The sequence below is a fragment of the Cellvibrio sp. QJXJ genome (genome assembly GCF_024452345.1).
Classification (GTDB): Bacteria; Pseudomonadota; Gammaproteobacteria; order Pseudomonadales; family Cellvibrionaceae; genus Cellvibrio.
Genome location: NZ_CP101662.1, coordinates 688861 through 702904, shown reverse-complemented (window position 1 = coordinate 702904; position 14044 = coordinate 688861). Strand labels below are relative to the sequence as shown.

At 47.2% G+C, this 14044-nt stretch carries 8 protein-coding genes; 3 read left to right on the top strand and 5 right to left on the bottom strand.

Annotation, left to right across the window (positions count from 1 at the left end):
* Positions 1-5 precede the first annotated feature (5 nt).
* Positions 6-1151: a Gfo/Idh/MocA family protein gene (locus NNX04_RS02960; protein ID WP_261947454.1), complete on the bottom strand. Its 1146-nt coding sequence runs from the start codon at positions 1149-1151 to the stop codon at positions 6-8.
* Positions 1152-1197: 46 nt separating this feature from the next.
* Positions 1198-2049, bottom strand: coding sequence for a sugar phosphate isomerase/epimerase family protein (locus NNX04_RS02955; protein ID WP_261947453.1), 852 nt, complete (start codon positions 2047-2049; stop codon positions 1198-1200).
* A gap of 109 nt (positions 2050-2158) precedes the next feature.
* Between NNX04_RS02955 and NNX04_RS02950 the strand changes: the two genes are divergently transcribed.
* The 3 genes from NNX04_RS02950 (at position 2159) to NNX04_RS02945 (ending at position 4809) form a co-directional block, all read left to right on the top strand.
* Positions 2159-2893 carry an AraC family transcriptional regulator gene (locus NNX04_RS02950; protein WP_261947452.1) on the top strand — a complete coding sequence of 245 codons (735 nt, stop codon included), beginning with the start codon at positions 2159-2161 and terminating at the stop codon, positions 2891-2893.
* Positions 2894-3647: 754 nt separating this feature from the next.
* On the top strand, positions 3648-3836 hold the full coding sequence (locus NNX04_RS22870; protein WP_410004074.1) for a helix-turn-helix transcriptional regulator: 189 nt from the start codon (positions 3648-3650) through the stop codon (positions 3834-3836).
* Positions 3826-4809: a site-specific integrase gene (locus tag NNX04_RS02945; RefSeq protein ID WP_261947451.1), complete on the top strand. Its 984-nt coding sequence runs from the start codon at positions 3826-3828 to the stop codon at positions 4807-4809. The genes NNX04_RS22870 and NNX04_RS02945 overlap by 11 nt, the downstream gene beginning before the upstream one ends.
* Before the next feature lie 39 nt (positions 4810-4848).
* Here the strand turns inward: NNX04_RS02945 and NNX04_RS02940 are convergent, their stop codons facing one another.
* The 3 genes from NNX04_RS02940 to NNX04_RS02930 form a co-directional block, all read right to left on the bottom strand.
* A complete protein-coding gene (locus NNX04_RS02940; RefSeq protein ID WP_261947450.1) occupies positions 4849-5478 on the bottom strand; it encodes a hypothetical protein in 630 nt (209 codons plus the stop codon).
* A 40-nt stretch (positions 5479-5518) separates the two neighbouring features.
* Positions 5519-7315, bottom strand: coding sequence for a GmrSD restriction endonuclease domain-containing protein (locus NNX04_RS02935; protein ID WP_261947449.1), 1797 nt, complete (start codon positions 7313-7315; stop codon positions 5519-5521).
* A 67-nt stretch (positions 7316-7382) separates the two neighbouring features.
* Positions 7383-13937: a DUF3320 domain-containing protein gene (locus NNX04_RS02930; protein ID WP_261947448.1), complete on the bottom strand. Its 6555-nt coding sequence runs from the start codon at positions 13935-13937 to the stop codon at positions 7383-7385.
* Positions 13938-14044 lie beyond the last annotated feature (107 nt).

The window sequence follows — 14044 nt, the reverse complement described above, 5'->3', positions numbered from 1 at the left end:
ACGATTTACTGCACGAGCGTGAATGCAGGCATGGCCATTAATGTGCCACCCGCAAGCGCAGACTCATGTGCAAGGATTCCCACACAACTGATATTCGCGGACTCCACCGCGTTGGGGTAAGCGTTATGCCCTTCCAATACCGCGCGAATAAACTGATGCACTAAATGCGGATGTGAACCACCGTGCCCACCACCTTGGGTAAAGCTCAGGTGCTGATTGCTGTCGGCGTCGTACACACCACGTCCGGTGAAGTGACGGATGGACTCAGGCAACAAATGGGCATAATCGGGCACATCTACCCATGCAGGAATTTCTGGCTCGGGTTTGCCCAAGGTATGAATGACCGGCTCTTCGCCCTCGACCAGTGGCCATTCGTAGGATTTAAGCGATCCATACACATTGAAACTCTCGCGATACTGGCGCGCCGTATCAAACAGCGAGCGATGGATTTGTGCCGCCACATCGGAATCCTGCAACTGGATATGGCAAGACTCTACCGCAAACGGCGAACCATAGACTTGCGCCAACTCATCGCGGATACGACCCGAACCCACACAGGAGACTGCTTTGGCCAACTTGCGCTCCAGCCCCAACACCGGGCCTACGCAATGCGTTGCGTAATGCATGGGCGGCATGCCTTCCCAGTAGCTTGGCCAGCCGTTCATATCCTGCTGGTGACTGGCTTGTAAAAACTGGATTTTGCCCAGTTCCCCCCGCTCATAGAGCTCTTTAACAAACAGGAATTCGCGGCTGTAAACCACGGTTTCCATCATCATGTACACCTTGCCGCTATCGCGCGACGCCTGCACGATACGCTCACAATCTTCCACCGAAGTCGCCATGGGCACAGTGCAGGCAACATGTTTGCCCGCCGCCAATGCCATCAAGGTGTGGCGCGCATGATCGCCAATGGGGGTATTGATATGTACTGCATCGACATCAGGGTCGGCGAGCATCTCTTCGTAGTTGGTATAACACTTGGCCGCTATCCCAAACTGCTGTACCAGAGCCGCCATCTTTTGTTGGTTGCGCTGGCAAATAGCCACCACCTCCGCCTGCGGATGAGCCTGATAAATAGGGATAAATTCCGCCCCAAACCCCAACCCGACAAGACCAACTCTCAATTTTTTAGCCGTTAACGTCGCAGACATAGTTCGAATCTCCTGTGATACCTGTTATAGGTTTTTAAAAGTAGCGTTAAGCGCCTGCCCACCACTGGCGCAAAAACGTCAGGCCATCGCGCGCAAAGTCATCCTGCGTGTTGGCAAAGCGGCGCCAAATACACACCGCCTCTGCCAAACTGGAGGCATCCGGTGAAAAACTTTCAATGCCGATAGTGCCGTCATAACCGATCTCGATCAGCCCTGCGCGCAACCCGGCCCAGTCACTATTGCCCCCACCCGGCACACCGCGATGGCTGTCTGATACTTGCAAATGAATCAGTTTTTCACCCGCCAGAGTGATAGCGCGATGGAAATCAGTCTCCTCGATATTCATGTGAAAACTATCCAGTGAAATACCCAGATAAGGGCTATTAGCCTGCTGCAAGAAACGCTGCGCATCCGCAACGGTATTGATCATGTCGGTTTCAAAGCGGTTGAGCGGCTCCAGCCCCAAATGCACACCACAACTGCCGGCGGTTTGCGCCAATTGTGCAAGGCTCGCGACGGATCTATCCCACTCCGCAGAGCGCAGGGATTCCGTTGCCAGGCGCGCTTTAGCGACCGGCGCGTACAGCGGGCCCACCACACAAGGCGACCCCAGCCCTTCTGCTAGCGCAAGACAAGACTCAAAGTAATGAAACGCCTGTTTGCGCGTGGCGAGACTCCCTGCACTCAGGTCGCGCTCTTTGGTAACGGCGGCGCAAATCACCGCCGTTAGGCCCAAGTCCGTTAAGACCGGCTTTAGTTTTTCTACCGAGAAGTGGCTCGGGTCCTCCACCGGCAGTTCGACAAAATCGAAGCCTAGTCCTGCAATTTTTTCGAGCAGTGTGATTTGCTGGTCGGTAAAGGGAGAGGTCCAGAGCCAGGTACTAGCGCCAAATTTCATGGGATCAACGAACTCCTGCTTCAACAATTATTATGATGTGGTGCCATGCTAGCCTGCCCGCTCCGGCTGGCGCTTGTACCCTACCGTAATAAAATTGTACGATTCCGACATGAACCATTTTGATGATTGGCTAACCCAGCTAGATCCACGACACTCGCCAGCACAGCTTTTCGACTACATGCCCAACGTGATGTATTTTGTGAAAGACTGCGAAGGCCGCATCATGACTGGTAATCAGGCGTTTGCGGAACGCTGTGGTTGCCGCTCGCCGGATGAGCTTTTTAGTAAACGTGATGAGGAGCTTTTTCCGCTCTACATGGCAGAGAAATTTCGCCGCGATGACGAACTTTTACTAAAAAATGGCACATCTTTACTAAATTTAATTGAACTGTTTCCGACCCGCGAAGGACTGCCGGAATGGTTTATTACGCAAAAACTTCCGCTCTTTGAACGCAGCGGAAAAATTCATGGACTTTGCGGCATAGTGCAAAGTTATGAGCGAATGTTGGACTACTCGCAAAATCCGCTATTTCAAGTGGTTCAATATATTCGCTCACATTATGCGGAGCATTTGAGCGTCCCCGATATTGCCAAACAATTTGGTTTTTCCGAACGCCAACTTGAACGCCGTTTCGCCGACACCTTTCGTATTAGCCCTTCGCAATATTTAATTCGCTTGCGCGTGCTAATTGCCAGCGATCGCCTGAAATACACCATCGAACCTATTGCCGATATCGCCATCGACTGTGGCTTTTACGATCACAGCAATTTCATTCACCACTTCAAACGTATTTTGGGAGTGACGCCCCTGGTGTATCGCAAGCGTTACCGCACTACTGGGTGATCACATCGATCTCTGCATAACCCACTCTGTTATTTGCGGAAGTATTTTGCAGAGCACGTAACAGCCCCAGGTGTAAAACTTGCGTTCTAATCCAGATTATTTCTGGGTTTGAGCCAGCTCAAAATCATGACATAACATTGAAAATCGAGGGGCGCCGCCAAGCACCAGACTGTGGGATAATGCCCAACTCTTATTTGGGCCAAGTCATCAGCGCAGCGAAACCAGCACCTTGCAGCCCGCCAACAATAGAATTATTTATATATAAATCAATTACTTAAAAGACATTTACACAATGAATGCAATAGAGCCAACAGATCAGCACACACCGATGATGCATAGGGGTTTAGTTATTGATTTATAAGGGATTTTATTTAGAAAATATAATCAACCTGTACTTTTACCTATACTATTTTATTACACAGCCTAAACCTCTAAAAACACAAAATTTGAAAAATTTTTAATTTATTTTATCGATACCCCCTCCCTACCACCCATTTCTGAAATTTCACTTCCCATTACCAATCGATTCTTACTCCTGCTGCAAATCACAGATTTTTTCTCGCCGATAAATCAAGCACTTAAAAAAAGTGCAGTTAAAAAAGCATTACGACATTTTTTTAACAATTTCAAAAATTAATCGGTTAAAAAAATATTTACCCTATTGACTTTCCGAAAAACAAGATTTCCCGCTATTGCATTCTGATTTTTTTTGTTCATTATTTTAAATAACAAATCAGTGGCAAACGGGTTAACAATGAATCTACTTCGCATAAATCAGCTATGCAAAAAACTTTCGGTCAGCAGGCCGACTCTCTATCGAATCATGAATTCAGATCAAAGCTTTCCAAAGCCCATCGCACTAACGCCAAGCATTAATGTTTTTAATGAAATGGAAATTGACAATTGGATTGAGCTGAAATCGACGAGAAAAAATGAAAATTAAATACATAATTAACTATGACTTTGATGCGCTTAACGCTATCCACGACATCAAATCGCATTTCTGTAATGCAAGCGAGGAAACCGTTGCAGACTACTACAAGACAGGAGAACGATTAATCAAAAGAAAAAAGATGGATCAAACAATAGTAGATGTACTCATTAAAGCAAAAACAAGCAACACATTTTACAAATGGCTAAATGGAATAAGATTTTATTTGTGCGAAAAAATTGAGCGAAACTTACAACTTTATGAGCTTTCATCGGATAACTTTTATTGTGAAGATGCTTATTCGCTTTTCAATGACTTACAACATATTGCAAATTTCGATGCGTCGGACTTTGACTTAGAATTTGATAAGAAAAAATCAAAAAAAACCGCCCTTCACAAACTACCAAAAAATTGGCGCGAGCTGCTTATTAGCTACAACCAAAGCTCCATGTACAGAATACCCCTTCTCACCGCTGCGTTAACCGGATGCCGGCCATGCGAACTTGTAAAAGGCATAAGAGTCTATATGAGCGATAACCACGTTAACTTTCAAATTGAGGGTGGAAAGGTTGACGAAAACAAAGGTCAACCTTTCAGAACAATAAGCTACCCCGTCACTTCGAGTAATGAATTACTGCATGAATTAATAAAGGAGATTCCAAACCCGCGACAAGCAATTACTGTTTCTATAAACAAAGCTGTTAATTTCACAGTAGAAATTAGACGAATTGGTAAAGAAGTCTGGCCAGCGCACCCCGAATCTATCACAGCTTATTGCTTTCGCCATCAATTTGCGTCTGATCTAAAGAGGACTCACAGTGGCGAAGACGTAAGTAGAGCCCTTGGTCACTCTACCAATAAAACTAGAAAACGTTATGGGCATCACGCTCAACAACGTGGTGATACCAGCCATATCATTATCTCTGCCTCTCGCCCCATCAAGAACTTGGCAAGTAATAAACCAACTCATTCATTTGCTTTTTAGAGGTGGATATTTTAAAAAAGATATGAGCTACCACCCACCCTACCGATGATACTCCATTGAAAATTCACGGTACTCCGCCTCATTACTCCCATCAAAATTATCCATACCCGGCTTTGTTAAGCAGCCCTTCGGCTCAACATAACTATCGATACGCTTTTCTGGACGCTCATGCCAATTAATATTAAAGGCTGCAAGTTTTGGACAGAAATACATGTGGGAGTAACCGGGGACATTATCGTGAATCCACCAAGCGAGAGCTTGCCAATGTTTGGTTTGCTCGTAATAAGGCAAAAATGAAGTTACAACGATACAAGCTGTAGCCCCCATACAACCATCAGCATCCCGCCTATCCCAAATATGCCCAGCGTAATTAGCCTCATTGCGCGAGCAATTGTTTTGGTTTTTATTTTCGGCACCTTTTGCATTTACCGCGCAAGAGCGATAGGCAGAGCGAATAGCAATTCGCCCCAATCCTTCCTGAATTGGCTCTAACACGTTTTCACATAATACCCGCCCAGCAGCAATAGCCAAATCAGGATCATCGGGAATATTGGGTATCTTTTCGATTTGCGAAATCTCTGAGTACAAAAAATCACGCTTAAAAAAGGATTTTGAGAGCTGGACACGGCCGAGCTCTTCTAAGGTTTTTACAGATGCTGGAGATTTCATTCTCGATGATCCCACTTAGTCATTTCTATCTACCATTTCCTTACAGCGAAAAATAATAACCCTTCACCTTCTCCGCCATTTTCTTGCGGCGCGCCAACAAAAAGCTTTCGAAGTTATCGTATTCATAATCGCTCAGGGATTCTGGTAGGCAGTTTTCGTGCAGGTTTTTGCGTAACAATTCGATGTTGTCTATTGCACCAAATTTACAAACACCGGTGGAGCATTGTTCCAGCACGTCCTTCATGTAATCAACTGGTGAGCGGTCTCCGATTTTTATGTTGACCTCTTGCTGTACGATCACATAGTTGGCGACTTGATTGTATTTGGCCTTGCTCAGGCCGCGCCCTTTGAGGAAATTTTTGGGGAAGATGTGGTGAACGTCGCCGTGGTGGACGAGCATGTCCCGGATGGTGATGTCTTTGCTGAGGAAACCTTTCTCATTCAAATAGGCTTGTGCGGCCCAAAAGACTTTTAGTGCGGGCGAGTTGACCACGCTGGTCTCCAGGTTTTGAACCAAACCAATTTCCCAGAAAGCATCGGATAATTCTGCAGCTTCGACCGCCGCGACGTGATCCGCAAACGGGGTTTCATGAACTGCGCGTATGTCTTTATCGAATTGGGACTCCGGTGAACCGGAATAGCGGCCAGTGAGTAGCGACATCACAAACCAGCGGCGCACCCAGCGCTCTATATTCGGGTTATTGCCCAAATCGCGTTTGAGTTTGAGGTAAAGGATGTAGGCAAAGTTGAGCGCATTGGTGGACTGAATCATTCCAGGGTCTACAAAACCGGCGGAGCGGATGATCATTAAAAAGCGTTTGAAGTTGGTCTCGTTGATAAATTCGCGTACCCCCTCGCCCAGCAGTTTAAACGAGCTCTCCTCTATCGCCTTTTCATAGGTGCGGTTTTCGAAATTACGGCCAGACAATAGCCCAACCAAATCGGAAAGCCGTCCGCGATTAAAACGTGTTGTAAACGCAACGCGCAGCATGTCGGAATAGCTGGGATCGTAAAGGTCGTCGTTCTCATTTCGTAGCCAACGCATGGCTGCAAAATAATCGGTCTTAACAAATTCAGAGTCATTCGCTTCAATTTGTGCGTAGAACTCGGGAGCAACAGCCAAGTGGCAAAAATAATCAATCGCCTTGCGTAGGCTGTTCCCTTCAAAATCTTCATTGGCGGCGATTTTAGACATGGCAAAATCCGCTTGGCTGAGTACAACACCTTTGGAATTGATGCGAATAAAAATTTCTGTAACGGTATCGATTTCCAAGTCCGGCGCTAATTCAATTAAGCCGATTTGCTTTTTGACGATGTCGCACAATCTATCCAACCGCTCGTATACCAAATCCTCATTAACATCTGGATTCAACGCCAAATAGTCACGAGCAACTTTGTGAGATTTTTGTTCCCCGCTGACAATAGAAGCAATATCACTAAACCATGCTTTATCTTTTTCGATGGCTGGGTTACACACCTCAAAACGCTCATCCACCGGATTAAACGCAATCCGAATCCGGATTTGCTTGTAATCCTTATTCACCACTTGCTGCCCGGCAATCGCGGCGGTCAACGCGGTAACGCGCTGCTGCCCATCAATCAGCACTTTTTTACCTTCTGCCAAGGTGCCGTCTTTTAGTTTCACGGTCGGGTTACGCCAAGCGATGATGTAACCCACGGGAAATCCCTGATAAAGACTATCCATCAAATCCCGCACTTTGGATGCATCCCAGACAAAGGGGCGCTGAATTTCAGGAATGGCGATCTCGCCAGATTTAACCCAACTCAATAGGGTTTCAATTAGGTGCTGGTTTACAGAATATTTTTGGCTGCTCATAGATAACATTCTTAAAATAGTTTATGGGGCTTACGATTGCATAGAAGTTGGCAATTTTTTCATGATATTAAACCGCACTTCTGACGGCTAAGTCCCATGCCCTTGCCAATCGATCACGACTCGAAGTTCTCAATCGCTGAAGCCCCAGCTTAGATGCCATTACAGACATGCCATCTGGTTTTTGCTGCGTGCCACTCGCAAATATTTCGCGCGCTAAAGCGATTAACTCCGGAATTGCGACCTCTTCAACAGCGCGGCTTTCGCCAAATACGGGGGCTCTAAATTTAACAGTTTGAAGGTCAGATGAATCTTTCCATATAAATGTAAACTCATCTTCTTTGGCAAGATGATAACGATCACGGACTAGTTGATTCACGCGGTCTTGAATTCGAGCACCGGTTCTCATCCATCCATGTGCACGCGCAATGCGTCGTGCAAGCACATCATCTCGTAGAGGCGCTTCACTGCTTACAACGAACTCGATCATTGATAACAACGTTGGGGCGTAAGTTTCCTCAAAAAATGCATCAGGGTTTACCGAAAAATTCGCCTCATTGAAATCAACTTCAACATAAAAACCAGATCTGTAAGGAGAAGTGATCGTATCCGCTTTCGCATACAGAACCTGTTTCGCTGGCGGATTTTCCTCTGCCTTAGGGAGTTTATTGTCTTGCTCGACCTTCTCTTCCCGTTTAGCTTGCAACGAGACAACATTTGATTGGAGCAATCGTTCGGCTCGACATGTTTCTAGCAGTACAGTAAGTTGGTTATGAATTTTTTCCACCACTGTATCTGCGTCAACCCACCAATCGGTTGACCAAATACGTAAGATATTCCAGCCCAATCCACGCAGCATCTGTTCGCGAATCATATCGCGGTCACGAGCGGTCGCAGATCTATGATAGGTTGCACCGTCGCATTCGATTCCAGCCAAATAACTACCCGGCGCATCTGGATCAACCACACCCAAATCGACACGAAATGCAGACACACCTATTTGCGATTGCAGTCGCCAGCCTTTATTCGTCAGCGCTCTGGAAACTGCTTCTTCGAAGGGGCTATCGAAATCACCTTGGCTACCAAATACGGCTTCGCCAAGTGCCTGCGCGCCCCGCTCAGCAAACTCCATAAAATGCTTAAGATCGCGAACACCTTCAGCCTGGGTGCGCGACAAGTCCAATTGCTCGGCACGCAAACTCGAAAACACACGCAGCTCGTGACGAGCTCGGGTAATGGCCACGTTCAAGCGGCGTTCTCCACCTTGCCTATTGAGGGGACCGAAATTCATTGATACCGCACGGGAAATACTCGGCCCATAGGTCAATGAAAAATACATAATGTCCCGTTCATCACCTTGAACGCTTTCAAGATTTTTTACGAATACAGGTTCTAACTCAGTATCAGCAAAGTAGCGTTCCAGTACCGGGTTTTTGCGACGCTCTTCGTCAAGAAGGTCTTCAATCAAGCGCTGTTGCTCAGCGTTAAATGTCACTACGCCTATGGTTAAACCCTTATCCCGGCATTCTGGTGAGTTAAGCTTACCAACCAGATCATCCACCAGTGCCTTAGCCTCAGCCTTGTTGGTTCTCGCACCACCTTTCTCATAGGTTCCATTCGATACGTGATGAAAACTAACTGCCTTGTCTTCGATATATGGCGAAGGAAATGTAACCAAACGTCCTTCATAGTAACGATGGTTTGAAAACGCGATCAGGCTTTCATGCTGGCTGCGGTAGTGCCAAGACAGATTTAACGTTGGCAGATTGGCTCCAATACATTCGTCAAGAATACTTTCAAGATCGGCTTCAACATCAGTGTCCTCACTATCCGTTTCAGCTCGATCAAAAAAGCTCGTGGGAGGCAATTGTTTAGGGTCACCTACCATCACGACTTGCTTGGCCCTTGCTATAGCTCCCACCGCATCCCAAACAGGAATCTGTGAAGCCTCATCGAAAATGACGATATCGAAATTGGCAACTTCCGGTGAAAGATATTGCGCAACGGATAAGGGGCTCATCAACAGACAGGGTGATAAGGTTGTGATGGCTGTAGGTGATCGCCCCATTAAATCCCGCAGGGGCAGATGCTTGGATTTTTTCTGCATTTCATAACGCAATAAACCCCACTCGGAATTTTTACTGACACTATCTTGCGCGGGTAGTTCGGCGCATAGTTGTGCGCGCACCCATGAGCGAGTCAACGTTGTGAAATGTTTATCCAGCTCTTTGAAGTCGCGAATTCTCTTTTCATGCTCGATAGAAACGAAATTTAAAAGTATCTCATCGTTATCGACCACCGCATTCAACCACCACCGGCAGTAATTCACCTCAAAAACCTTGCGGACTGAATTTACAGGTACGCTCCGCTTTTCAATTCCTCCAACAAGAGAAACCAAACCGGCGCCGACTGCAGCTACGCGCGCTTTATTCCAAGCGCACCAATTTTTCAGTTTCGGGGCAGATTGAATAATGTTGCGACAAATCTCAGCAAGCTCATCCGGCGCAAGGTCGTTGTGCGTAGCTTCAGCTTCTGAATTGCGCAAAGCTTCTTTTGCAAACTCACTAAAAGCATTTTGATAATGCGTCCATCCCGCGATAAACCCTTGCCCCAAAGAAGCGACAGAGCCAGATGATTCGAGTAATAAATTACCTTCACCCAACAAGCGTTCGATAGGGGCTCTGATAGCAATTAACAGATCTGTGGTTGTCGCTATTTTGGTAAGAACTGCAGCCATTGAATTGTGAAATTTGATTGTCTCCTGTAACTCGGCAGTATTGCTCGATAACCCGGACCACAAGCCTGCTGTCTTTTCAGCGAGGGGCCTTAGGCTGTGAATCTCTGTCTCTAACCGCAACATTTCACGTAACTTCTTAACATTTTCCTGCGCGATAGATCCGCACCCACCAGCGTCAATGATCGATGATGGCTCCAACTGCCAAGGCTGCTCATTCACCACGGCGCGAATAACAACCTGCAATTTCTGCGCAGTCTCAATGGCTTCCAAATCTGTCGAATACCCTTGCCACACACCATCGGTTGCCTCGCCTAAATAGGCAAGCTCCAGCAAGCGGGCATTGATTGTCTGTAGATCTTTTATGCGCACATAATCTGTTTTGATGCCCTGCCCACAGCGCCCGGCGGCGACAAGATCCAGTGCGCCCTCAAGTGTTGTCACATCGCCTGCGGCAGCAGATGAAAGCCAGCGCTGAAACTCAATAGCCGCTTCGGCAGCCTCCAGATCAGTGAGCAATTGACTCCAAATGTCGTCAGCAGTGGTATGAAACTTTGGCGTGGCTATAACTTCGTTTTTCAACACATGGATTTTGACGAGCCGCTCGATATCTTGGGCGAGATTAGGAGCCCCTTCGTCATCAGAATAGGATTTCAGTTTTTTAATGAGCGCACGCCGACGAATCCAACCTAATGGCCACACCGATTTTTCAACAACTGACCATTCTTGCTGCAATGTGACTGCATCGATATCGAACAGTTCTGCACGGTACTTAAGTGAAAGTTCACTGATAACCTTATTGCGCTCACGTAGCTTGCCAATCGCTGCGATAAAGCGACCGCGTGACTCGGTTGACCAAGGAGGCGACAGCTCAGCTTTTAATTGGCGTGATTGCCGTAGCAATTGCACACCCTCAGTGACATGGTCCACTACCGTTAACGCCCACGGCGACGCTAATGCAGATTTGTTTTGCTTATGACGGGAAATAAAATCAAGGCCAGCTTGCAAGGATTCAACTATCGATTTTGCATCTGGGCGAAGAACAAAACGCCAATCATGCCCATAGGCTTGCGGCAGCGTGCGTGCCAACACAGCCAATGCATTACGTGTAGTGCGATTTAATTGCAGCACCGGGAAGCCAAGCGCTCGAATGTAATCGCCACCCAGCGACAACAAGTGCTCAGAACTTTTGATCACTGCAGCTGTAGTTTCAGTGACTTTTGCTTGCCAACTCGGAGTCCACTCCGTATTCGTGATAGCGCGTAACGGGCCATGGATGAACTGATCTTCGCCAACATTTTGCGCATTAACATCGAGTCGTTCCGCCAATTCCCTGAGTTGCGCTAAATCTTCAGCGTTGTGCTCATTACTACTAGGCCACTGAAAATGCAGATCAGGAAAATCTTTGCCTGAAACCACTTGTCCAATAGCGGCGAATACACTTAAACCGTTAAGGTGGCGTCGATGCAGCCTGGTTACATAGTTATTGAGGGAAGAACGTATCTGCCCTAGCCTCACCGCCTCACGCTTCCATTCATCCGGATCACATTCACCTTGTGCATCCCAGGATTTACGTAATTGTTCTAATACTTCTGTTTTACGCGCTTTGCTTGAATGCAACTCCAAACAAAAATCGCCCAAGCCAATCGCTCGCATACGTCTATAGACGACATCTAACGCGGCCATTTTTTCCGACACGAACAAAACGCGTTTGCGTTCAGCCAAACACTGTGCGATCAGGTTCGCAATAGTCTGGCTTTTGCCAGTACCAGGCGGCCCGATTAAAACAAAATCTTTACCTTTTGCAGCAGCCATCACTGCAGCAAGTTGAGAGGAATCTGCCGGTAACGGACAAAATGTGTCCTGCGGAGTTACCTCATCGTCGAGCGTGCGCGGATTCAAAAAATTGATTTCGCTGGCAAAAGGCTCACGCGGTGTTTCTATCAGGTGACGCACCACAGCATTTTGTTTTAATTGCTCAGTGCGCTCTACCAGATCCTTCCACATTAAATGTTTCGCGAAGGAAAACATGGCGATATAGACATCATCCACCACCTCCCACCCAGCAATATCACGAATAGCTGAAGCAACTGTCCGCCAGATTCCCGCAACATCAAGGCCATGATCATCTTTGGGTAATTCGCCTTCCGGGATTTTCAAGTCAAGATGAAAATCCTGGCGCAGCATTTCAATCAAGGTTGGATTGAAGCGCGCTTCATCGTCATGAAGCTTTAAGCTAAAGCCAGAGCGTGCACTGCGGCGCTCCAATGATACGGGTAATAAAATTAACGGAGCTTTGTAACGCTTGGGATCGTCTTGACTGCGCGTCCAGGAGAGAAAACCCAGCGCTAAATAGAGCGTATTCGCACCGTTCTCAATCAAGCTAGCACGCGCCGACCGATATAATTCAACGAGACGTGTATCAAGTTCGTTCGGCGGGCATTTAATAAATATCTCTTTACGTGCAAGCGCATCCAGCGCATGTTCACGCCGAACATTTTCCTGTTCACGCGCCTGATGAATAGCTTGGTTACGTGGGTCATTTCCATCCATTAAATCGGGGCGAGGCAACAGCTTTAACGCATGGCCCTCCGCGAGCAAATCTTCCAACTGCCCTGGCTCGGGCGCATCAAGTTGAAGTGACTTTTTGCCGCCCTTGAAACTCAACAAATTGTTTCGCAGAGATAAATCAAGTAATTTGCGCTGCCACCGCACCAACCGGCCTTCAGGTGTTTCCGGCATAGTGTTTGTATCAGTCTGCCCAATTTCTTCTGGTAATTCTGGTGCATCCTCTAAGATTGGCACAGCGACAACAGATATTTCTGCTGCAGCTGAATTCGCAATAGCTTCACTACTCGACAAGGGTTTAATTCGTTGTAAGCGCGCGCGACGAATATCAACAGCCAACTCAAACTCGTGCTCTTCACTCTCTGCGATCTGCTCGAAACCACGCTCGGCAGCGTAGCTAAACTTGGGGGACGATCTTTGCGTGGTCAGTGTTGCTTCAAACAACACCATTTCCTTAAGCTTCACTCGCTTGCGCAACGCGGTTATGTCATCAACAACGGACGTCGTAAATTCTTCGCTCTTCAGCCACACGCCGACAAACGCGTGACCTTGCGTAAATACCAATAGTGGGTTCAACCCTGCTTGCTCCAGGAGCGCAGCAAACAACAAGGCTAAATCGAGGCAGGTACCAATACCACAATCAACGATTTGGCTGGGGCTTCTTACTTTTTGGCCCAGGTTTTCAAAGCTTGCCGGTGGCAGTACATAATCCAGGCCGAGCGCACCTACTGCGCTCCAGATAGCGGATGTAATTTCCCACGCGTGCTTGGTACCTGATCCATAACCATTGATGGCTGCCTCTTTGCCACTCGTGCGCAACAATCCTGCAGCTTGTTTCAGTAATTTATCAATCGCAGGGTCGTTGGGTTGAACAAATGCTGCCACCATATCTGGCAAGGATGTTAAGCCACCCCATTGGTTGCGAGGCAGAAGCTCCAAGACACTGGAATGCTCAACTAATAAAACGGGTTCGGCCTCTCGCGTTTGTAAGCGCAGTGTAACGAGCGCATTTTCAGCTTCAGTGAGGCGGCCTAATAGCTGACCATCAAGCGTAATGTCGCAATCCTTAATGCGCATACGCTGACCGGCAGCCACCGCATCCACTCGCCACAATTTACTTTTCAGAAAAGGAGGTTCCGCCGAGATAACCAAATCCAACTCTTTGGCATCGCGTTCGGTATCGTTGGCAATCGCAAGCTCACGGATGACGGGCACCGCATTAATAAAATCGGCAAGATTTAAGCGTTTTGCGAGCGTGGCCTCAATATTGATTGTTGGTTCGATGACATCAATATTTTCTGAGCCGTTGTCCAGGTCATCCATTTCATACACCCCTAAAAATTATAAATTGCCTCACAGCAAAGTTGGTCACTCAAGCAAAACTCAATCTACCTGCCCTATTAAGCCCAAGACTACTTTTTCTAAAATTC